This is a genomic window from Streptomyces sp. NPDC025638 (assembly GCF_055558775.1).
Genome location: NZ_JBVHLX010000021.1, coordinates 59,299 through 78,392, shown reverse-complemented (window position 1 = coordinate 78,392; position 19,094 = coordinate 59,299). Strand labels below are relative to the sequence as shown.

At 69.6% G+C, this 19,094-nt stretch carries 18 protein-coding genes and 2 riboswitches; of the genes, 5 read left to right on the top strand and 13 right to left on the bottom strand.

The features are described from left to right. Positions 1-27: 27 nt before the first annotated feature. Both ACZ4EG_RS39085 and ACZ4EG_RS39080 read right to left on the bottom strand, forming a co-directional pair. Positions 28-387 (bottom strand): hypothetical protein, encoded by a 360-nt coding sequence (locus ACZ4EG_RS39085; RefSeq protein WP_467794013.1) that lies wholly within the window; start codon positions 385-387, stop codon positions 28-30. A gap of 140 nt (positions 388-527) precedes the next feature. Continuing rightward, the gene (locus ACZ4EG_RS39080) at positions 528-1,505 is read right to left on the bottom strand and encodes a helix-turn-helix transcriptional regulator (protein WP_467794012.1); all 978 of its coding nucleotides are present in this window, start codon (positions 1,503-1,505) and stop codon (positions 528-530) included. A gap of 100 nt (positions 1,506-1,605) precedes the next feature. Here ACZ4EG_RS39080 and ACZ4EG_RS39075 point away from each other — a divergent pair, with 100 nt between their 5' ends. Beyond that, positions 1,606-2,208: a TIGR03086 family metal-binding protein gene (locus ACZ4EG_RS39075; RefSeq protein WP_467794011.1), complete on the top strand. Its 603-nt coding sequence runs from the start codon at positions 1,606-1,608 to the stop codon at positions 2,206-2,208. Here ACZ4EG_RS39075 and ACZ4EG_RS39070 read toward each other — a convergent pair. Continuing rightward, positions 2,195-3,043 carry a thioesterase family protein gene (locus tag ACZ4EG_RS39070; RefSeq protein ID WP_453558183.1) on the bottom strand — a complete coding sequence of 283 codons (849 nt, stop codon included), beginning with the start codon at positions 3,041-3,043 and terminating at the stop codon, positions 2,195-2,197. The genes ACZ4EG_RS39075 and ACZ4EG_RS39070 overlap by 14 nt on opposite strands. 156 nt (positions 3,044-3,199) lie before the next feature. Between ACZ4EG_RS39070 and ACZ4EG_RS39065 the strand changes: the two genes are divergently transcribed. Next, positions 3,200-4,429 (top strand): alpha/beta hydrolase, encoded by a 1,230-nt coding sequence (locus ACZ4EG_RS39065; protein ID WP_453558181.1) that lies wholly within the window; start codon positions 3,200-3,202, stop codon positions 4,427-4,429. Here the strand turns inward: ACZ4EG_RS39065 and ACZ4EG_RS39060 are convergent. The 10 genes from ACZ4EG_RS39060 to ACZ4EG_RS39015 all read right to left on the bottom strand — a co-directional run bounded on the left by ACZ4EG_RS39060 (position 4,338) and on the right by ACZ4EG_RS39015 (position 15,708). Next, positions 4,338-4,994 carry a trimeric intracellular cation channel family protein gene (locus ACZ4EG_RS39060; RefSeq protein WP_390711978.1) on the bottom strand — a complete coding sequence of 219 codons (657 nt, stop codon included), beginning with the start codon at positions 4,992-4,994 and terminating at the stop codon, positions 4,338-4,340. The genes ACZ4EG_RS39065 and ACZ4EG_RS39060 overlap by 92 nt on opposite strands. Positions 4,995-5,041: 47 nt before the next feature. Continuing rightward, on the bottom strand, positions 5,042-6,433 hold the full coding sequence (locus ACZ4EG_RS39055; RefSeq protein ID WP_467794010.1) for a M1 family metallopeptidase: 1,392 nt from the start codon (positions 6,431-6,433) through the stop codon (positions 5,042-5,044). Between the two features lie 100 nt (positions 6,434-6,533). Further along, entirely contained in the window at positions 6,534-7,841 is a 1,308-nt protein-coding gene (locus ACZ4EG_RS39050) for an ABC transporter ATP-binding protein (protein ID WP_467794009.1), read from the bottom strand. A gap of 14 nt (positions 7,842-7,855) precedes the next feature. Continuing rightward, complete coding sequence (locus tag ACZ4EG_RS39045) at positions 7,856-8,950, bottom strand: ABC transporter ATP-binding protein (RefSeq protein ID WP_453558172.1); 1,095 nt, start codon at positions 8,948-8,950, stop codon at positions 7,856-7,858. Continuing rightward, a complete protein-coding gene (locus tag ACZ4EG_RS39040; RefSeq protein WP_390711982.1) occupies positions 8,947-9,945 on the bottom strand; it encodes an ABC transporter permease in 999 nt (332 codons plus the stop codon). The genes ACZ4EG_RS39045 and ACZ4EG_RS39040 overlap by 4 nt, the downstream gene beginning before the upstream one ends. A 142-nt stretch (positions 9,946-10,087) precedes the next feature. Beyond that, positions 10,088-11,887, bottom strand: coding sequence for an ABC transporter substrate-binding protein (locus ACZ4EG_RS39035; RefSeq protein WP_467794008.1), 1,800 nt, complete (start codon positions 11,885-11,887; stop codon positions 10,088-10,090). A gap of 70 nt (positions 11,888-11,957) precedes the next feature. After that, the gene (locus ACZ4EG_RS39030) at positions 11,958-12,965 is read right to left on the bottom strand and encodes an ABC transporter permease (RefSeq protein ID WP_390711984.1); all 1,008 of its coding nucleotides are present in this window, start codon (positions 12,963-12,965) and stop codon (positions 11,958-11,960) included. Between the two features lie 324 nt (positions 12,966-13,289). Further along, positions 13,290-14,087: an enhanced serine sensitivity protein SseB C-terminal domain-containing protein gene (locus ACZ4EG_RS39025; RefSeq protein WP_453558166.1), complete on the bottom strand. Its 798-nt coding sequence runs from the start codon at positions 14,085-14,087 to the stop codon at positions 13,290-13,292. 94 nt (positions 14,088-14,181) lie between these two features. Beyond that, positions 14,182-14,973: an enhanced serine sensitivity protein SseB gene (locus ACZ4EG_RS39020; RefSeq protein WP_467794007.1), complete on the bottom strand. Its 792-nt coding sequence runs from the start codon at positions 14,971-14,973 to the stop codon at positions 14,182-14,184. A 66-nt stretch (positions 14,974-15,039) separates the two neighbouring features. Further along, complete coding sequence (locus tag ACZ4EG_RS39015; protein WP_467794006.1) at positions 15,040-15,708, bottom strand: AAA family ATPase; 669 nt, start codon at positions 15,706-15,708, stop codon at positions 15,040-15,042. A 176-nt stretch (positions 15,709-15,884) separates the two neighbouring features. Then, positions 15,885-15,981: riboswitch (glycine riboswitch) on the top strand. Beyond that, positions 15,982-16,098: riboswitch (glycine riboswitch) on the top strand. A gap of 75 nt (positions 16,099-16,173) precedes the next feature. Here ACZ4EG_RS39015 and gcvT point away from each other — a divergent pair. The 3 genes from gcvT to glyA all read left to right on the top strand — a co-directional run bounded on the left by gcvT (position 16,174) and on the right by glyA (position 19,069). Beyond that, the gene (gene gcvT / locus ACZ4EG_RS39010) at positions 16,174-17,292 is read left to right on the top strand and encodes a glycine cleavage system aminomethyltransferase GcvT (protein ID WP_467794005.1); all 1,119 of its coding nucleotides are present in this window, start codon (positions 16,174-16,176) and stop codon (positions 17,290-17,292) included. A gap of 122 nt (positions 17,293-17,414) precedes the next feature. Then, complete coding sequence (gene gcvH / locus ACZ4EG_RS39005; RefSeq protein ID WP_390711989.1) at positions 17,415-17,792, top strand: glycine cleavage system protein GcvH; 378 nt, start codon at positions 17,415-17,417, stop codon at positions 17,790-17,792. A 14-nt stretch (positions 17,793-17,806) separates the two neighbouring features. Then, on the top strand, positions 17,807-19,069 hold the full coding sequence (gene glyA, locus ACZ4EG_RS39000) for a serine hydroxymethyltransferase (RefSeq protein WP_453558156.1): 1,263 nt from the start codon (positions 17,807-17,809) through the stop codon (positions 19,067-19,069). Positions 19,070-19,094: the final 25 nt, after the last annotated feature.

The following is a 19,094-nucleotide window of genomic DNA, read 5'->3' as shown; positions in this document are numbered from 1 at the left end:
GCCGCCCCTGTCGTACGCGATCCCGTCTCAGCCCTGCTGGGCCTGCTGCCCCTGGCCGGGCTGCCCGCCGCCCGGACCGCCGCAACCGCCGCCCTGACCGCCACCCGGTCCGCCCTGACCGCCGCCCGGGCCACCGCCCGGCATGCCCGAGGGGACGCCGCTCGGGGTACCGGTGGGAGTGCCGGTCGGCCTGCCCGAGGGCGCGCCGGACGGGGCGCCGCTCGGGCGGCCCGACGCACCGCCGGAGGGCATGCCGGACGGCGTCCCGCAAGCCTGCTGCCCGGAGCTGCCGTTCGAGGACGACGAGTCGCCCGAACCGCACGCGGTCAGCAGCAGCGGGGACAGTGCCAGCAGGGCGACGGCGGGGGCGAGGCGTGCACGCTTCATGAGAGACAGCTCCACGGAGGCTGAGGGAGTCCTGAGGCGGGCACTCAATCAACGGCGCCTGGGCCGTTCTTGGGCCCGCCCTGTCACCCGCCTGTCAATCGGGTAAAGCGCACCTCAAAGAACCGCGCCGGCCTGGGCTTTCAGTCGTGGCCCCCGACCGCCGCCCGGTACAGCTCCGTGACACAACGGGCCGCGGCCGCCAGCTCCGCGCGCACCTCCGGCGGGGAGAGCACCTCCACCGAGTCCGAGAACGCGAGGAGTTGGCGGGCCGCGGGGACGAACGGGTACGACAGCCGGGCGGTCACCCACTCCTCGTCGCCCTCGCCGTCGGGGAGTTCGATGAGCGAGGAGGCCGTCATGCGCTGGAACATGTCGAGGCGGTCCCTGCGGACCCGCACGGTGACGTCGATCCCGGCCGGCCGCTCCTCGACCTGGCGCCGCAACACCTCCCAGACGTCGGCGAGTTCGACCCCGCTCCGGCGCCGTACCGGGTCGTCCAGCTGACGCGCGGAGCGCACCCGGTCGGCCCGGAACAACTGCGGCTTCGTCCGCCGGTCCGCGACCAGGTACCAGACGCCCGCCTTGGCTACGAGGCCGTACGGGTCGACGGTGTACGTCCGCACCTCGCGCTCCCCGCTGTGCCGGTAGCGCAGCTTCAGTCGCCGGTCGGCGAACACCGCGTCCTGCAGCACCTCCAGGTCCACGGCCTTCTGCGGGCCGCCCTTCCAGCGCGTGGCGTCGACCAGGATGCGCCGCGAGGCGACCTCTGCCGCCGGGCGGTACGGCGCCGGCAGGGCCGCCATCACCTTGCGCAGCGCCGAGCCGAGCGCCGCGTCCAGACCGAGCGCGGCGTGCGCGCCCTGGGCGGCCAGGACGAACAGGGCCCGGGACTCGTCGGCGGTCAGACCGGTGACGTCCGTGCGGAACCCGGCGAGCAGTTCGATGCCGCCGTGCCGGCCGCGCTCGGCGTACACAGGGACGCCGGAGGCCGACAGGGCCTCGATGTCGCGGTAGATGGTGCGCACCGACACCTCCAGGCGGTCGGCGAGTTCGTGCGCCGGGACGCGGCCCCGGGTCTGCAGGAGCAGCAGGATGGACAGCAGGCGGTCGGACTTCACCCGGCCACGATCGCGCCGCTCGGGGCCCGGACGCAAATGTTGACGGAAACTGTCAGGTTATCCGGCGATCCTCGGCTCACCGACCCAAAGAGAGGCTCGTATGAACGCCACTGACGCCCTGCCCATGGACCCCCGTCCGCTCTACGCCCGCGCCACCGAACAGGCCGCCGCCCTCATCAAGACCGTACGCCCGGAGCAACTGTCCGGGCCGACTCCCTGTACCGAGTTCGACGTCCGCACCCTGCTGAGCCACATCGTCGGCGGCTCCCGGCGGATCGCGGTGGTCGGCGAGGGCGGCGACGGCATGGCCGTGCACCCGTTCGCGGACGGAGTCGAGGACGACGCCTGGGCCGCCGCGTACGACGAGGTCCGGGACCGGGTGCTGAAGGCCTGGTCCTCCGACGAACGCATGACGTCGACGGTGCGCGTGCCCTGGGGCGAGGCCCCCGGCCACGCGGCCCTGTCCGGATACCTGATGGAACTGGTGACCCACACCTGGGACCTCTCCGAGTCCCTCGGCCACCCGCACGCACTCGACCCGGAGCTCGCCGAGGCCGCGCTCGCCACGGCCCGGCGTGTCCTGCCCGACCCCGAGCGCGACTCGAAGACCCCCTTCGCCTCGGCCCGCCCGGCCCCCGAGGGAGCCGACTCCTACGGGCAGCTGGCGGCCTGGCTGGGGCGCGAGCCGATCAGGGCAGCCTGACGCGGGCCAGCTGGCGGGACTGGGCGACCAGCCGGTCCTGGCTGTCCCAGACCTCGGCGTCCTCCTCCAGGAAGCCGCCCGCCAGATTGCGGGTGGTGATCGAGACCCGCAGCGGGCCCGGGGCCGGGCGGTGGCGCACATGGACGGTGAGTTCGACCGTGGGGACCCAGCCCTTGAGGCCGATCTCGAACGCGGTGGGCGGCAGGGCGTCCACCGCGAGGAGGAGCGAGAAGGGGTCGGCGTCGCGGCCGTCCGCGAGGCCGAACCAGGCGCGCATCTCCCCCTTGCCGGAGGGCGCGCCGAGGGCCCAGCCCAGGGTGGAGGGGTCGAGCTTGAGCATCAGACGGTCGGCGATGGCGGAGCTGCCGTCGACCGGGGCCGGACCGTCCTCGGGGCCGAAGCACTGGTCCATGGGCGGGATCGCGGGCGGCGTCGCCGTCGTACGGACGTCGTCGGGGAGGGCGTCGAGGTCGCCGTAGGAGGCGAGGACGCGGATGCGCTCGACCTCGTTGCCCCGCTCGTCGCACTGGAAGAGGGAGGCCTGGCCGGTGGAGAGGCCGCGGCCGGCACGCACGGTCTCGGTGCGGACGACCGCCGGGCCCGGCTGGGACGCCGTCAGGTAGTGCGCGGAGATGGTGAAGGGGTCCGGGTGCGGAAGGGCGTCCGCGAGGGCCCGGCCCAGGACGGCCAGCAGATAGCCGCCGTTGACGGCGTTGATGATCGTCCAGCCGGCCGAGAGGTCGATGTCGTAGACGCCGGGCTCACGCCGGGCGACCGCGGTGTCGCGGTCGAACTCGCTGTCGCCGATCACGGGTGCGGTAGCTGCTTCTGGCATGCCTGAACGGTACAACAGGAAATTACTAAGCGGTAGCTTTGGATGGGGTGGGCAGATCACCCGATGATCGCCCCGCCGGGTGAGGTTCCGGCAATTTCTCGGTAAGTGTCAGGACACGTCCACAACCCGGAGCCGCACGATCCCCTCTATGAGGACATGAGCCTCACCGGGACTCCGTTCCTCTACACGACCGTCGTGTTGTCCGTCGTCGCCCTCATACTGCCGCTCGTCCTGTGGTCGAGGATGCGGGGGCCCAAGGTCCTGCGCGCCACGGCCCGGGTCCTGATGCTGCTGTTCGCCCAGGGCACGGCCGTCACCCTGGTCTTCGTCCTGGTCAACAACCAGAACAACCTGTACGACAACTGGGCCGACCTGCTCGGCACCGGCAACCACGTCCAGCAGGCCGCGGACCTCGGCCGGGACGGCACCGGCGGGATAGCACTGAAGAAGCTGCCCAAAGTGAAGCAGACGTTCAGAGCGGCCGACGGACCGGGTATGCGCCAGGCCGGCGGCGTGCGCGTCACCCAGCTCAAGGGCCGGGTGTCCGGCGTGAACGCCGAGGTCTACGTCTGGCTGCCGCCGCAGTACGGCGAACCCGCCTACCGGCACAAGAAGTTCCCGGTGGTGGAGGTGCTGCCCGGCTACCCCGGCTCGGCGAAGGCCTGGTTCGGGGCGCTGAAGGCGCACGAGCAGCTGCTGCCGCTGATGAAGAGCGGCCAGGTGGCGCCGTTCATCATGGTGGCGCCCCGCACCAATCTGCTGGCCGGCGTGGACACCGGCTGCGCGAACACCCCCGGCGAGGTGAACGCCGACAGCTGGCTCAGCATCGACGTGCCGAAGATGGTCATGGACAACTTCCGCGCCGACCCCGCCCCGGGCGGCTGGGCCGTCGCCGGGTACTCGGCGGGCGCGCACTGCGCGGTCAAGCTGGCGGTCGCCCACCCCGACCGCTTCCGGGCCGCGGTCGGCATGTCCGGCTACAACGACCCGATCGGCGAGCGCAACTCGCTGGCCGCGCAGAACCCGAGGGTGCGTGCCGAGAACAATCCTTACCTGATCCTCAAGAAGGCGGCCGTGCCGCCCAGGATCTCCCTCTACATCTCCGGCCAGCCCCACGACGGCTACGAGGCGGGCGTGGCCCTCGAATCGGTCGCCAAGGCGCCGACGACGGTGCACGTGGTGTTCGTGCCGCGCAGCGCGGGCGGCCACACCATGGCGCTGTGGAAACCGCAGGTGACGACCGTCTTCCGCTGGCTGACCCTGCAGATGGGCCAGAGCCGTGTCCGGACCGGGACTACTCCTCGGTCACCGTCGAGCGTCGATTCCACGCACGCGGCGCTCGCCAGTGGTACCGCATCGCGAGCAGGCGCAGGACGAAGGCGGTGACGACCGCGAGCCCGGTGGTGAACGGGGTCAGCGCGTCGTAGTGGATGCACACCACCACCGTGGTGGCGCCGACGATCGCCGGGACCGCGTACAGGTCGCGGTCCCAGCGCAGCAGCGAGGGCACCTCGTTGGCCAGCACGTCCCTGAGCACACCGCCGCCGACCGCGGTGGCCAGGCCCAGGGCCGCGGAGGCGGTCAGGTTGAGGCCGTAGGAGTACGCCTTCGTCGTACCGCTGACGGCGAACAGGCCGAGGCCGGCCGCGTCGAACACGAGGACGGCCGACTGGATCCGCTCCACGTGCGGGTGCAGGAAGAACACCATCAGCGCGGCGAGCAGCGGAGTGAGGAAGTACCCCAAGTCCGTGAAGGCGGCCGGGGGCACCGCCCCGATGATCACATCCCGGAAGATCCCTCCGCCCAGCGCGGTGACCTCGGCGAGGACGGCGATGCCGAACACGTCGAAGTTCTTGCGGACGGCCAGCAGCGCGCCGGAGATGGCGAACACGAAGATGCCGACCAGATCGAGCGTGTGCTGGACGGAGGGACTGAAGAGTTGCTGGAGCACCCTTCTATTCTTACTCAGAGAACGGTGTGCACCTTGCAATGCAAGGATTAAACGGCAGGTTTCCCTGTCGTGAACAGCCACGTCTGGAACAGGTCGTCCAGCTGCCGCCCACTGATCCGCTCCGCGAGCCGGATGAAGTCGTCCGTGTCCGCGTTGCCGTAGCGGTGCAGCCGGGTCCAGGCGGGCAGCAGCCGGAAGAAGGCCGTGTCACCGATCCGCTCCCGCAGCATCTGGAGCGTCATCGCGCCGCGCTGGTAGACGGCGGAGGCGAACATGGTGTCGCGCTGCGGGTCGGCGACCTCGGTCTGCCAGAAGCCCGAGTCGGCGGGGCGGGCGTTGTAGGCGGCGAGGAAGGAGTCGTGCGCCGAGCGGGTGCCCCGGTGTTCCGCCCACAGCCACTGGGCGTAGGTGGCGAAGCCCTCGTTGAGCCAGATGTCCTGCCACCGGGCCACGCTGACCGAGTCGCCGAACCACTGGTGGGCCAGCTCGTGCACGATCGTCGTCTCGCTGCGCACGGCCGAGTAGGCGGGCTTGGACTGCACCTCCAGCGAGAAGCCCGCCTCGGGCATGTCGTCGACGATCGCGCCGGTCTCCTCGAACGGGTACGGCCCGAAGACCTGGGACCAGTAGTCGGTGGCGGCCGCGGTGACGGCGTACACGTCGACGGCGTTGCCGCCCGCGAGGGTCGGGTCGATGGCGACGTAGATCGGGATGCCGCCGGGGGTCCGTCCCGTGCGCACGTCGAACTTCCCGATGGTGGCGGTGGCGAGATAGGTCGCCATGGGCCTGCTCTCGCGCCAGTGGGTGTACGTCGAGCCGCCCTTGTCGTACGTCGAGACGAGCCGGCCGTTGGACACGGCGGTCAGGCCCTCGGGGGCCTTGATCCGGATGTCGTAGGTGGCCTTGTCCGCGGGGTGGTCGCTGGACGGGAACCAGGTGGAGGCCGCGTTGGGTTCGCAGGCGACGAAGACCCCGTCGCCGGTCTTCATCCAGCCGTAGTCGGAACCGAAGACGATGGGGCCGTTGAGGGGCTGGGGGATGCCGCCGTAGGTGACGGTGACGGTGAAGTCCCGGCCTTTTCGCAGGGTGTCGCGCGGGGTGACGACGAGTTCGTCGCCGTCGCGGGTGAACTGGGCCCGTCTGCCGTTCACTTCGACCCTGGTGACCTCCAGCTTCTGCAGGTCGAGGTCGAAGGAGGAGAGCTGCTGGGTGGCGCGGGCGGTGAGGGTCGTACGGCCGTCGAGGCGGCCGGTGGCCGGGTCGTACGCGATGCCGAGGGCGTAGTGCCGCGCGTCGAAGCCGCCGTTGCCGAGCCGGGGGAAGTACGGGTCACCGATGCCGGGGGCGCCCGGGGTGGGGGCGGAGGAGGCGGCGATGACCAGGAAGGAGGCGGCCGCGGTGGCGACTGCGCCTGAGCGTGCCGAACGGGAGAGTGCCATGAGTCGTCCCTTTCGAGCGTGTGTCTGTCAGTGGACGGACACGGTCGACTCTGCGCTCTCCCGTTCGGGCATGTACATGACTTTGCCCAGTTGTCATGCGTTACTTGTCGGTTGACTCCTGGGAGTCGGCCGCGGCGGGCGCCTCGGCGTCGCTCTCGGAGTCCTCGGCGGGAGCCTCGGCAGCGGCCTCGGCCTCGTCCGTGGACGCCTCGTCCGTGGACGCCTCGGCCTCGACCGCGGGCTTGTCCTCCGCGGCCTCCGCCTCGGCGACCGCCGCCGCCACCGCGGCCGAGGTCTCCGCCGAGTCCTCCAGGACCGCGTCCGGCACCAGCTCCGACGCCTCCTTGGCGGCGGAGATGAGGACCGTGTCCTGGGGAGCCTGGTCGGCGAAGTTCTCCGGGTGGTGGCAGGCGACCCGCTGGCCGGGCATCAGCTCGATGAGCTGCGGCTCGGTCGTCCTGCAGATCTCCGTCGCCTTCCAGCAGCGGGTGTGGAACCGGCAGCCGGAGGGGGGCGCGATGGGGGACGGCACATCGCCCTTGAGCAGGATGCGCTCGCTCTTCGCGGACTTCCGCCTCGGGTCCGGGATCGGCACGGCCGACATCAGCGCCTTGGTGTACGGGTGCATCGGCGCCTTGTACAGCGCGTCCCGGTCCGCCAGCTCGACGATCTTGCCGAGGTACATCACCGCGATCCGGTCCGACACGTGCCGGACGACCGAGAGGTCGTGCGCGATGATCACGTACGTCAGGCCGAGCTCCTCCTGGAGGTCGTCCATCAGGTTGACGACCTGGGCCTGGATCGACACGTCCAGGGCGGAGACCGGCTCGTCGGCGACCACCAGCTTGGGCTTCAGGGCCAGGGCACGGGCGATGCCGATGCGCTGGCGCTGACCGCCGGAGAACTCGTGCGGATAGCGGTTGTAGTGCTCGGGGTTGAGACCGACCACCGACAGCAGCCGCTGGACCTCCTTCTTGATGCCGCCCTCGGGCTCGACGCCCTGCAGCCGGAAGGGGGCGCCGACGATCGTGCCGATCGTGTGGCGCGGGTTCAGCGACGAGTACGGGTCCTGGAAGATCATCTGCACATCCCGGCGCAGCGGGCGCATGCCCCCCACACCGAGGTGCGTGATGTCCTTGCCCTCGAACTCGACCGTGCCGCCGGTCGGTTCGAGCAGCCGGGTGATCAGCCGGCCCATCGTGGACTTGCCGCAGCCCGACTCGCCCACCACGCCCAGGGTCTCACCGGCCCGGACCTCGAAGTCGATGCCGTCGACCGCGTGCACCGCGCCGACCTGACGCTGAAGCAGCCCCTTCTTGATCGGGAAGTGCTTCTTCAGGCCGGTGACCTTCAGCAGGACCTCGCGGTCGGCGCGGTCGGCGCCTTTGCTCTGCGCAGGAATCGTCACTGCTTTCTCGTCACTCACAGCTTCGGCGCAATCTCTTCGGTCCAGATACGCTCCCGCTGCTCCTTGCTCATGTGGCAGGCGGCCCAGTGCTTGCTGCCGACCTCGGTCAGCTCGGGGCGGACCGTGCGGGTGACGTTGTCCTTCGGGACGTCCGCGTACGGGCAGCGGGGGTTGAAGGCGCAGCCGGACGGGATGTTGATGAGGGAGGGCGGGGAGCCCTTGACCGGGATCAGGCGGTCCTGTTGCTCGCGGTCGAGCCGCGGCATCGAGCCGAGCAGGCCCCAGGTGTAGGGGTGCCGGGGCTCGTAGAACACCTTCTCCGCCGGTCCCCGCTCGACGCAGCGGCCGCCGTACATCACCAGGATGTCGTCGGCCAGCTCGGCGACGACGCCCAGGTCGTGGGTGATGATGATGACCGCGGAGCCGAACTCCTTCTGCAGATCCCGGATCAGGTCGAGGATCTGCGCCTGGACGGTTACGTCCAGGGCGGTCGTCGGCTCGTCCGCGATGAGCAGTTCGGGGTTGTTGACCAGCGACATCGCGATCATCGCGCGCTGACGCATACCGCCGGAGAACTCGTGCGGGTAGTTGTCGACGCGCTTGTCGGGCTGCGGAATGCCCACCCGGTCGAGCATTTCGATCGCTCGCCTGCGAGCGGTCTTCTTGTCGACCTTGTGGTGGGTCCGGTACGCCTCCACGATCTGCTGGCCGATCGTGTAGTACGGGTGCAGGGCCGACAGCGGATCCTGGAAGATCATCGCCATCTCGCGGCCGCGCAGCTTGCGCACATGGTCGGGGTCCGCGGACAGCAGCTCGGTGCCGTCCAGCCAGATCTCGCCGGATATCCGCGCCTTGCGCTTGCCGTACTGGCCGGCGGTGTGCAGGCCCATGATGCCGAGCGAGGTCACCGACTTGCCGGAGCCGGACTCGCCCACGATGCCGAGGGTCTTGCCCTTCTCCAGCGTGAAGTTGAGCCCGTCCACGGACTTGACCAGACCGTCGTCGGTCGGGAAGTGCACCTTCAGGTCGCGCACTTCGAGGAAGGCGGTCGGGGTGTGCGCGGAGGTGGGCTCGCCCACGGCGGCTCCGGTCTTGCTGAGTTCGGTCATGACAGCCTCACGCGGGGGTCGATCACGGCGTACAGGATGTCCACCAGGAGGTTGGCGATGAGCACCGCGAGAGACGTGATCAGGGTGACGCCCAGGATGATGGGCAGGTCCTGGTTCTTGATGGCGTTGAGCACCGCCTGGCCCAGACCGGGCAGGTTGAACGTCGACTCCGTCAGGATGGCACCGCCGATGAGGGCGCCGAGGTCCATGCCGAGCATCGTCAGGATCGGCGTCATCGTGGAGCGCATGGCGTGCTTGCCGATGACGACCTGCTCCTTGAGGCCCTTCGCTCGCGCCGTGCGGATGTAGTCCTCGCCGAGGATCTCCATCATGGTGGCGCGGGTGATCCGGGCGTACATCGCCGCGTAGAGGAAGGCGAGGGTGATCCAGGGGAGGATCATGCCGCCGAACCAGCCACCGAAGTTCTGGTCGAGGGGCACGTACTTCGCGTCGATCCACTTCAGACCGAAGGCGAAGATCGCCAGGGAGAGCATGCCGGTGAAGTAGATGGGAAGAGAGACACCCGACAACGCCACGAGCATCGCGCCGCGGTCCCAGAGGCTGCCCCGCTTGAGCGCGGAGAGGACACCCGCCGCGACACCGAAGACCAGCCACAGTACGGCGGCACCGAGCGCGAGACCCAGGGTCACCGGGAAGCGGTCGGTCAGCACCGGCCAGACGGCCTGCTCGCTGCGGAAGGAGTACCCGAAGCACGGCGCGGCACAGTGGGTGACGTCACCGCCGGCCGCGTAGGTGCGGCCCGCGAAGATGCCCTTGAAGAAGTGCCAGACCTGGGTGTAGATCGGGTCGCCGAGTCCCAGCTTCACGCGCACGGCTTCGACGGCGGCCGGGTCGGCCTGCTTGCCCACGAAGCTCGAGGCGATGTCCACCCCTGCCCACTTGGGGATGAGGAAGAAGATGCCGAAGACCACCATGACGATGACCACGAGCATCACTGCGGCGGCGAACAGCCGCCTGATGAGGTAAGCGAGCACAGCTCTCGGCCCGCCGCGGACCGCGGGCCACCGGTGGGGGTACCTCCCACGCCTTTTGGGCGGTGGGGGACTTCCGGTGGCCCGCGATCACGCGTCGCCGGCCTTCACCTGCCTTTCGTGCCGTTCGGCGGGTGTGCCGGGTTTACTTCGCTGACTTCAGGCCGAGGTTGACGAAGTCGTACATACCGCTGTAGCCGTCGGTGGTGTACACGTTCGCCAGGTTGTCTCCGCGCCAGTTGATGAACTTCTCGAAGACGAAGGGCAGGTAGTACGCGCCCTCCATGACCTTGTGGTTGATCTCCGTGGAGATCTTGGTCTTGCCCGCGTCGTCCAGCGTGTTGACGTACTGGTCGAACAGGCCGTCGATCGCCTTGTCCTTGATCAGCGCGTAGTTCGAGTTACCGCTCTGCAGGATGTACTTGCTGTCCCACAGCGGCAGACCGAAGCCCTGGACGGACGGGAAGTCCGGACCCCAGCCCATGATGATGATGCCGTAGCCCTTCTTCTTCACGTTCGAAGGGCTGCCGATGATGCCGGTGGTCTGCGAACCGTCGTACTGGTCGATCTCGGCGGTGATGCCGATCTTCTTCAGCGACGCCTGCAGGGACTGGGCGGTGGCCACCTCGACCGGCTTGTTGTTGCGGACGGCGATGGTGGTCTTGAAGCCGTTCGGCTTGCCACAGGCCTTCAGCGCGGCCTTGGCGTCGGCCTCGTTGCCGGTCTTGTTGTCGGTGGCCAGCTTGTACGGGTCGTACTTCTGGCCCTCGGCGCCCGCGACGGACGGCGGGAGCATGTTGGTGCCGATGTCGCCACCGGCGACCGGGCCACCACGGGCGGTCTGCAGCGACACGTGGTCGGCGCCCAGGATGACGGCCTTGCGGCACTCGATGTTGTCGAACGGCTTCACGCTCTGCGGGAAGACCGCGTAGCGGATGTAACCGGAGACCGGATTGTCCAGGTTGGCCTTGTGCTCCTTCAGGGCGGTGGTGCGGCCCTGCGGCGACATGCCGGTCTGGTTGATGTCCAGGTCCAGGTCACCGTTGAGCAGACGCTGGTCCAGCTGGTTGGCGTCCGAGAAGAACTGAACGGTGATCTTGTCCGGGTAGGCCTTGCGGATCGGGTCCGAGGCCTGGCTCCACTTGTCGTTGCGGACCAGGGTGAGGTCCTTGCCCGGGCTGTACGAGGCGAACTTGTACGGGCCGGAGGAGAACGGGTGCAGACCGTACTTGGACTTGGTGTCCATGTCCTGGCGGATCGGGGACGCCGAGACCAGGGCCAGCATCTCCTCGAAGTCCGAGTTGGCCTTCGGGAGGTGGAAGACGATGGTCTTGTCGTCCGGCGTGTCGATCGCCTTCAGACCCAGCTTGTCCTTGGCGGAGTCCTTGTACGGGCCCTTGTACGCGCCCTTGGGGTCGAGGACGTCCTTCAGGTACACCGGACCACCGGACAGCACGTCCTGAGCCCAGACGCGCTCGATGCCGTACTTGATGTCCTTGGACGTGATCGGCTTGCCGTCTTCCCAGGTGACGCCGTCACGCAGGGTGTACGTGTAGGTCTTGCCGCCGTCGGAGACCTTGGCGAGACCGGTGGCGAGGTCCGGGGTCAGCGTGGCGCCGTCCTTGCCGGGCTCGGTCTTGTTCGTGACGAGCTGACGGCTGTAGTAGCGCGCGAAGTTCCACATGAAGCCGTAGTAGCCGCGCGTGGTGTCCCACGAGTCGGCGTCCTGGGCACCACCGAACCGCAGCGTGCCGCCCTTCTTGGCGAGGTCGGCCTGGGCAACCTTGTTGTTGGCCGCGTCGAAACCGGCTGCGCCCGTCTTCGAGCCCTTGTCGCCGTCATCGCTGTTGCCGCCGCCGCACGCCGCCGTGGTCAGCAGCGCGGCGACCGCGGCAGCAGCGGCCAACGCCTGCTTGCGCCGCCCTGAGGTGCGTTGGGTAGTCACGATCTCGGATCCTCCGGATTTTGATGAGAGACCCCGTGGCAGTGCCACGGGACGCTTGGGGTAAGGCGGTTCAGCGGGAGCCCTTCGGGTCCAGCGCGTCCCGCACGCCGTCGCCGAAGAGGTTGAAGGCAAGAACGGTCACGAAGATCGCCACACCCGGGACCACCATGTACATGGGGTCCGACTCGTAGTAGTCGATCGCGCTCGAAAGCATCTGCCCCCAGGAGGCGGTAGGCGGCTTGACGCCTACGCCAAGGAAGCTGAGTGCCGCCTCGGTGAGGATGTTGGTCGGGATCATCATCGTCGTGTACACGACGATGGGCGCGACGAGGTTGGGCAGCAGTTCCTTGAACAGGATGTAGAACCGCCCGGCGCCCAGCGACCGGGCGGCCTCGACGTACTCGCGCTCACGCAGCGAGAGGGTCTGTCCACGCACCACGCGTCCGATGTACGGCCAGCCGAAGAACCCGATGACCAGGATCATCACGAACACCCGCACGCTGGAGCCGGTCAGGCCGAGCATGTCGTTCGGCATGACGGAGACCAGGGCGATGGTGAACAGGAGCTGCGGGAAGGCCAGCAGACCGTCCATGACGCGACTGATGAGGGAGTCCACCCAGCCGCCGAAGAAGCCGGCCAGGATGCCCAGCACGGTGCCGAGAACGACGGCGACCATGGCGGACAGGAAGCCGACCAGGAGTGAGACCCGAGCGCCGTAGAGGATGCGGGCGAAGATGTCGCGGCCGTTGACCGGCTCGACACCCAGCAGATGGTCTCCGCTGATACCGCCCAGCGACCCCTTGGGTGTGCCGAACAGCGGGTCGATCAGGCTCTCGTGGTAGGCGTCCGGATCCTGCCCGAGCAGGTTGGTGATCACGGGCGCGAGCAGGGCGAGCGCGATGAGGGCAAGCACGACCACGCCACCCGTGAGGGCGAGTTTGTCCCGCTTGAGGCGCTCCCAGGCGATCCGGCCCAGGGAACGTCCCTGTACGGCCTTGTCGCCGGCAGCGGCAGCCGCCGCTTCTTCGGCCGCGCTCGGGGCCGCTTCCGCAGTCGGCTCGTGCAATGGTGCCGTCATCAGGCAGGGACCCCTCTCAACCGGCGGTAGCCGGCCCGCACTTGCCGCTGGTAGCGGCCTCAATCAGTCCGTCGTACACAGGGGCGAACCCCTTGAAGTGGGAGTCTTCAACGCTTCGGCGATCAGTTGCCAGCCTTGGCGGTGAATGGATGCGCAACCGTGATGCAGCCTGTGGTTACCCGTTATGCGGACGGGCAGTTGCTGGGGGCGGACACCGTCAAACCGCCTATGGGTGAACAAAAGCCGAAAATTCACCCATATCTACGCGCGAAGATCTTCCCAAAGCGGCAAACCGGGACATACGTGCGAAAGTTGCCACGGGGCTCAGTAGGCTCCGCTCTGCGGCAGCTGGGCCCAGTAGCCCCCGCCCGCGGCGGGAGCGGCGTGCGCCTCACGGTCGTAGAAGGGACGGGCGCCGGCCCGCATCCACATCACGACCGGGTCGTACTCGTCCGTCATCGCCACCGTCGACACCGGCAGCCCGTCCGGGACCGCGCCGACGGACTGCTGCATCATCGCCCGCACCGAGTCGACCGCGGGCGGGGAGGTGTCGTACACGTCCAGGCCGATGGCCAGGTACGGCGCCCCCAGCGCCGGCTGCACCCAGGCCCGGCGCAGCGAGCGGACCGCCGGGGTGCGGTGGGCGTTCTGCGCGAGCAGGGCGTAGAACTGGGGGATCTCGATGGCCGGTTCGGACAGCCGCAGCGGGCCCGCCGGCTGACGGTCCAGGCCGGTCGCGATGCGGCGCAGGTCGAGCCAGGGGATGCCCAAGCCGCCGCCGGGCGCGTGCGGGTTCAGCCAGAGGCCGTAGTGGTCGGGGTAGAGCGTGCGGGCCACGTCGAGGCCGTCGACGACCTCGTACGATCTGTTCCAGCCGCTGGCCGACAGCTCCTGGGCAGAGGTGACGCAGGGCGCGTAGCCGTACCCGTCGACCTCCATGTTTCCGTACTGGGCGTCCGGGGAGCCGCCCTGGCCGTGCCACAGGAGCATCCAGACCTGGCCGGAGGACGGGGTCGCGAGTGCGCGCAGCAGTGCCTCGTAGGCGTCGTAGCGCCCGGGCGTGACTTGCCGCAGCATGTGCTCGACCTGTCCGGTCGCGGTGCCGCTGCCGCTCGCGCTCACCTGGTTTACCGCCCCTTCGAGAAGTTGCCCCGCGTATGGAAACAGCTTAAGCGCCCGATGGCTCGAGACCCGGTGCGCGTAGGCGAAGCGCGCTTCAGTGACCGTGCTGATAGAACGGCCTGACGTTCTCCCTCATCCAGTGGCCCACCGGGTCCTCCGCCACGTCGAGCAGTACGAGGTTGACCGGCCACCGCACCGGGGCCTTCCCCAGGGCCCTGCCCAGGGCTTCCAGGGGGAGCGTTCGCAGGTCGCCCTCCCACTGGGACAGTTCGACGCCCACGAACATCACCGGGTCCGCGGTCTCGATCGCGGCCAGGCAGCGGCGGGCCGTGGCGACCACGCCCGTCCCGGCGAACTCCGCCGAGGCCGCGGCGAGGAAGTCGACCGGGTCGTCCTGCCAGTCGGGTTCGAAGAGGCGGACGCGGCCGCCGGTCGAGGGGCCGTCGAGTTCGGTGCGCCCCGCCCGGCACAGCTCGGCGACCGCCTCCGGCGGAAGCGGGACGCCGACCACGCCGTCCGGGTTGATCGCGAGGCCGACCTGCGGGGGCAGACCGCGGACGAACTCCACGGCGGGGGCGATGGTGTACGACATGTGGGAGCCGACGACCTGGCGGAACTGCTCCTCGGAGCTGAACACCGGGACGTACACCTGGCCCTCGATCTCCATCGTGGGCAGGTCCAGGGGACCGCTGTTCGGGCCGCCGCCGTTGGGCAGCGGGATCCATACGAAGCTGCGGCTCAGGACCTCGACGATCCGGGCGCCGGCCGACGGCACGCCGAGGGACGCCGACAGCACCTCCTCCAGCTCGTTGCCGGGCCATCCGCCGTGCGGATGGGGGTGCGCCTGTGCCGGGAAGTCCGTGGGGAAGTCCGCCGGGAAGTCCATCTGCCTACCGCCTGCTGGGAACCACTGGTATGGCTGGAAAGGCTAGCGGGTACCGGTGACCCGGTTTCACCGCGCGAAGCCGATCCGGTGCAGGACGTCCGCCGCGGCCCGGTCCAGCAGCACCGCCGAGCCGCAGCCCGGGGGCAGCTCGCCCCGCTCCACCGTGCGCAGGAGGCGGGCGGCGGCCCTGCGGTGGCGCAGGAAGGCGTAGCGGGAGACACCGCGGCCGCGCTCGCGCTGGCCCTCCAGTGCGGTGTCCGCGGTGACGTCGAGCAGCAGCAGGTGCAGGGTGCCGCCACGGCGGCGGGCCTCGCGGGCCAGCCATTCGCGCACCCATGTCTGGGCACCGCAGTCGTGCACGACGACCCCCTCGCCCGAGCGCAGGGCGCGGCGCAGCCCGGCGTAATGGGCGAGGCGGACCAGGGGGCGGTAGACCGCGTACGGCAGCAGGCGGGGCATGCGGGCGTCCCAGCGGTCACGGGTGTCCTGGGAGTCGATGCGCGCGCCCCGGACCGCACGCCTCATCAGGGTGGACTTGCCGCTGCCCGGCAGGCCGGTGATCACGACCAGGTCGCCGGGGCCGAAGAGCAGGCCGTGCGGGCTGTGGCCGGCGCGGTCGCGCAGATCGCGGACGACCGGTGCCGGGCGCTCGTCGCAGCGTCCGCGGGCCGAGGCGGTGGGCCGCTTCGGCAGGGCCATGCCCGTGGTCGTGGCGTACGCCGTGGTCCTGTTCACCGTGATCGTCCTCCCCTTGGGCTCGGAGATCCCCTGCCCGTCGAGTGTAAAGAGAAGGTAATGCCTGGTGTCTCGCGTTTTCGTGCGCGTACTGCCACAGCCCGGTTACAGAAGCCGACCTGCCGCGCGCGGGCGAGGCGTGCAATGATGTGGCCGCCAACTGCATACCGGCCGTTTGAATCCGCGCGGGAGAGTCCTCGGCAGCACTGCCGGGGCGCCGAAGGAGCAAGTCCCTCCCTTGAATCTCTCAGGCACCGTTACCGCGCGGGCGAGGCACATCTGAAAAGCGGGCCGCCGTGACGGTGGCCCCACCCAAGGTGCAAGCCGTGGTCGTCCCGGACAGGGGTGGTCATGGCGAACCTCTCAGGTTCCGATGACAGATGGGGAGGAACGACCTCGCCCTCCCCCACGCTCGAATTCGGCTCGCGCGGGGGGACCCCCATCGCCTTGGGAGACAACCGACCGATGAGCAGTACCGAACTCCGTCATACCGCGCTCGATGCGCTGCATCGCTCGCTCGGTGCGACCATGACCGACTTCGCCGGCTGGGACATGCCGCTGCGTTACGGCTCCGAGCGCGACGAGCACATCGCCGTGCGCACGAAGGCCGGACTCTTCGACCTCTCGCACATGGGCGAGATCACGGTGACCGGCGCGGAGGCGGCCAAGTTCCTGAACTTCGCGCTCGTCGGCAACATCGCCTCCGTCGGGGTGGGCCGCGCCCGCTACACCATGATCTGCCAGGCCGACGGCGGCATCCTGGACGACCTGATCGTCTACCGGCTGGGCGAGACCGAGTACATGGTCGTGGCCAACGCCTCCAACGCCCAGGTGGTCCTGGACGCACTGCTGGAACGTTCGCCCGGCTTCGACGCCGAGGTCCGCGACGATCGCGACGCCTACGCGCTGATCGCCGTCCAGGGCCCCGAGTCCCCCGGCATCCTGAAGTCGCTGACCGATGCCGACCTGGACGGCCTGAAGTACTACGCGGGCCTGCCCGGCACCGTCGCCGGTGTCCCCGCGCTGATCGCCCGTACCGGCTACACCGGCGAGGACGGCTTCGAGCTGTTCGTGAAGCCGGAGCACGCCGTCGAGCTGTGGCAGGCACTGACCAAGGCCGGCGAGGGCGTCGGTCTGGTCCCCTGTGGCCTGTCCTGCCGTGACACGCTCCGCCTGGAGGCGGGCATGCCGCTGTACGGGCACGAGCTGACGACCTCCCTCACGCCCTTCGACGCCGGACTCGGCCGGGTGGTGAAGTTCGAGAAGGAGGGCGACTTCGTGGGGCGCGAGGCGCTCACCGAGGCCGCCGCCCGCGCCGAGCAGAACCCGCCGCGCGTCCTGGTCGGCCTGGTCGCCGAGGGACGCCGGGTCCCCCGCGCGGGGTACGCGGTCGTCGCCGGCGGCGCGGTGATCGGCGAGGTCACCTCGGGTGCCCCCTCCCCCACGCTGGGCAAGCCCGTCGCGATGGCCTACGTCGACGCGGCGCACTCCGCGCCCGGCACGGCAGGCGTCGGCGTGGACATCCGCGGCAGCCACGAACCGTACGAGGTCGTGGCACTGCCCTTCTACAGGCGCCAGAAGTAGAGACTGATCACCGGGGCCCTCGCCCCGCCTGCTTGTGATGCCGGGCACATCACCCCGCTCACCTGCGGTTTCAGTACTCCCCCAGTCATCAGCACATCCCCGCGTACAGGAGAATTCAGGCCATGAGCAACCCCCAGCAGCTGCGCTACAGCAAGGAGCACGAGTGGCTGTCGGGCGCCGAGGACGGCGTCTCGACGGTCGGTATCACCGAGTTCGCGGCCAACGCGCTCGGCGATGTCGTCTACGCCCAGCTCCCCGAGGTCGGCTCCACGGTGACCGCGGGCGAGTCCTGCGGCGAGCTGGAGTCCACGAAGTCTGTCTCCGACCTGTACTCGCCGGTCACGGGTGAGGTCACGGAGGTCAACGAGGACGTCGTCAACGACCCCTCCCTGGTGAACTCGGCCCCCTTCGAGGGCGGCTGGCTGTTCAAGGTACGCGTCACGGACGAGCCGGCCGACCTGCTCTCCGCCGACGAGTACGTGGCCCACACCGCCGGCTGAGGAGTCGTAGACGTATGTCCGTCCTGAACACGCCCCTGCACGAACTCGACCCGGACGTGGCCGCCGCGGTCGACGCCGAGCTGCTGCGCCAGCAGTCCACCCTGGAGATGATCGCCTCGGAGAACTTCGCTCCGGTCGCGGTCATGGAGGCCCAGGGCTCGGTCCTCACCAACAAGTACGCCGAGGGCTACCCGGGCCGCCGCTACTACGGCGGCTGCGAGCACGTCGACGTCGCCGAGCAGATCGCCATCGACCGGGTCAAGGAGCTGTTCGGCGCCGAGTACGCCAATGTGCAGCCGCACTCGGGCGCCTCGGCCAACCAGGCCGCGCTCTTCGCGCTGGCCCGGCCCGGCGACACCATCCTCGGTCTGGACCTGGCGCACGGCGGTCATCTGACCCACGGTATGCGGCTGAACTTCTCCGGCAAGCAGTTCGACGTGGTCGCCTACCACGTGGACGAGGCCGGCCTGGTCGACATGGCCGAGGTCGAGCGGCTCGCCAAGGAGCACCGCCCGAAGGTGATCATCGCGGGCTGGTCGGCGTACCCGCGGCAGCTGGACTTCGCCGAGTTCCGCCGGATCGCCGACGAGGTCGAGGCGTATCTGTGGGTCGACATGGCGCACTTCGCCGGTCTGGTCGCCGCGGGTCTGCACCCGAACCCGGTCGAGTACGCCGATGTCGTCACCTCCACCACCCACAAGACGCTGGGCGGCCCGCGCGGCGGCATCATCCTCGCCAAGAAGGACTTCGCGAAGAAGCTGAACTCCTCCGTCTTCCCGGGCTTCCAGGGCGGTCCTCTGGAGCACGTGATCGCGGCCAAGGCGGTCTCCTTCAAGGTCGCCGCCTCGGAGGACTTCAAGGAGCGCCAGCGCCGTACGGTCGAGGGCGCACGGATCCTCGCCGAGCGGCTCACCGCGGCCGACGCCCGCGAGGCCGGGGTCAACGTCCTGACCGGCGGCACCGATGTGCATCTGATCCTGGTCGACCTGCGCGAGTCCGAGCTGGACGGTCAGCAGGCCGAGGACCGCCTCCACGAGGTCGGCATCACGGTCAACCGGAACGCGGTCCCGAACGACCCGCGTCCGCCCATGGTGACCTCCGGTCTGCGGATCGGTACGCCGGCCCTGGCGACCCGCGGCTTCGCGGCCGAGGACTTCGCCGAGGTCGCGGATGTGATCGCCGAGGCGCTGAAGCCGTCCTACGACGCGGAGGCCCTCAAGGCCCGGGTCAAGGCCCTGGCCGACAAGCACCCGCTGTACCCGGGGCTCTCCAAGTAGTTCACCCCGGCGCGGGCACCGCGCA

Coding starts and splice junctions, on each gene's coding strand:
- ACZ4EG_RS39085 (WP_467794013.1), bottom strand. CDS start 387: ATGAAGCGTGCACGCCTCGCCCCCGCCGTCGCCCTGCTGGCACTGTCC.
- ACZ4EG_RS39075 (WP_467794011.1), top strand. CDS start 1,606: ATGAACGCCACTGACGCCCTGCCCATGGACCCCCGTCCGCTCTACGCC.
- ACZ4EG_RS39070 (WP_453558183.1), bottom strand. CDS start 3,043: ATGCCAGAAGCAGCTACCGCACCCGTGATCGGCGACAGCGAGTTCGAC.
- ACZ4EG_RS39065 (WP_453558181.1), top strand. CDS start 3,200: ATGAGCCTCACCGGGACTCCGTTCCTCTACACGACCGTCGTGTTGTCC.
- ACZ4EG_RS39055 (WP_467794010.1), bottom strand. CDS start 6,433: ATGGCACTCTCCCGTTCGGCACGCTCAGGCGCAGTCGCCACCGCGGCC.
- ACZ4EG_RS39045 (WP_453558172.1), bottom strand. CDS start 8,950: ATGACCGAACTCAGCAAGACCGGAGCCGCCGTGGGCGAGCCCACCTCC.
- ACZ4EG_RS39030 (WP_390711984.1), bottom strand. CDS start 12,965: ATGACGGCACCATTGCACGAGCCGACTGCGGAAGCGGCCCCGAGCGCG.
- ACZ4EG_RS39020 (WP_467794007.1), bottom strand. CDS start 14,973: ATGGACTTCCCGGCGGACTTCCCCACGGACTTCCCGGCACAGGCGCAC.
- gcvT (WP_467794005.1), top strand. CDS start 16,174: ATGAGCAGTACCGAACTCCGTCATACCGCGCTCGATGCGCTGCATCGC.
- gcvH (WP_390711989.1), top strand. CDS start 17,415: ATGAGCAACCCCCAGCAGCTGCGCTACAGCAAGGAGCACGAGTGGCTG.
- glyA (WP_453558156.1), top strand. CDS start 17,807: ATGTCCGTCCTGAACACGCCCCTGCACGAACTCGACCCGGACGTGGCC.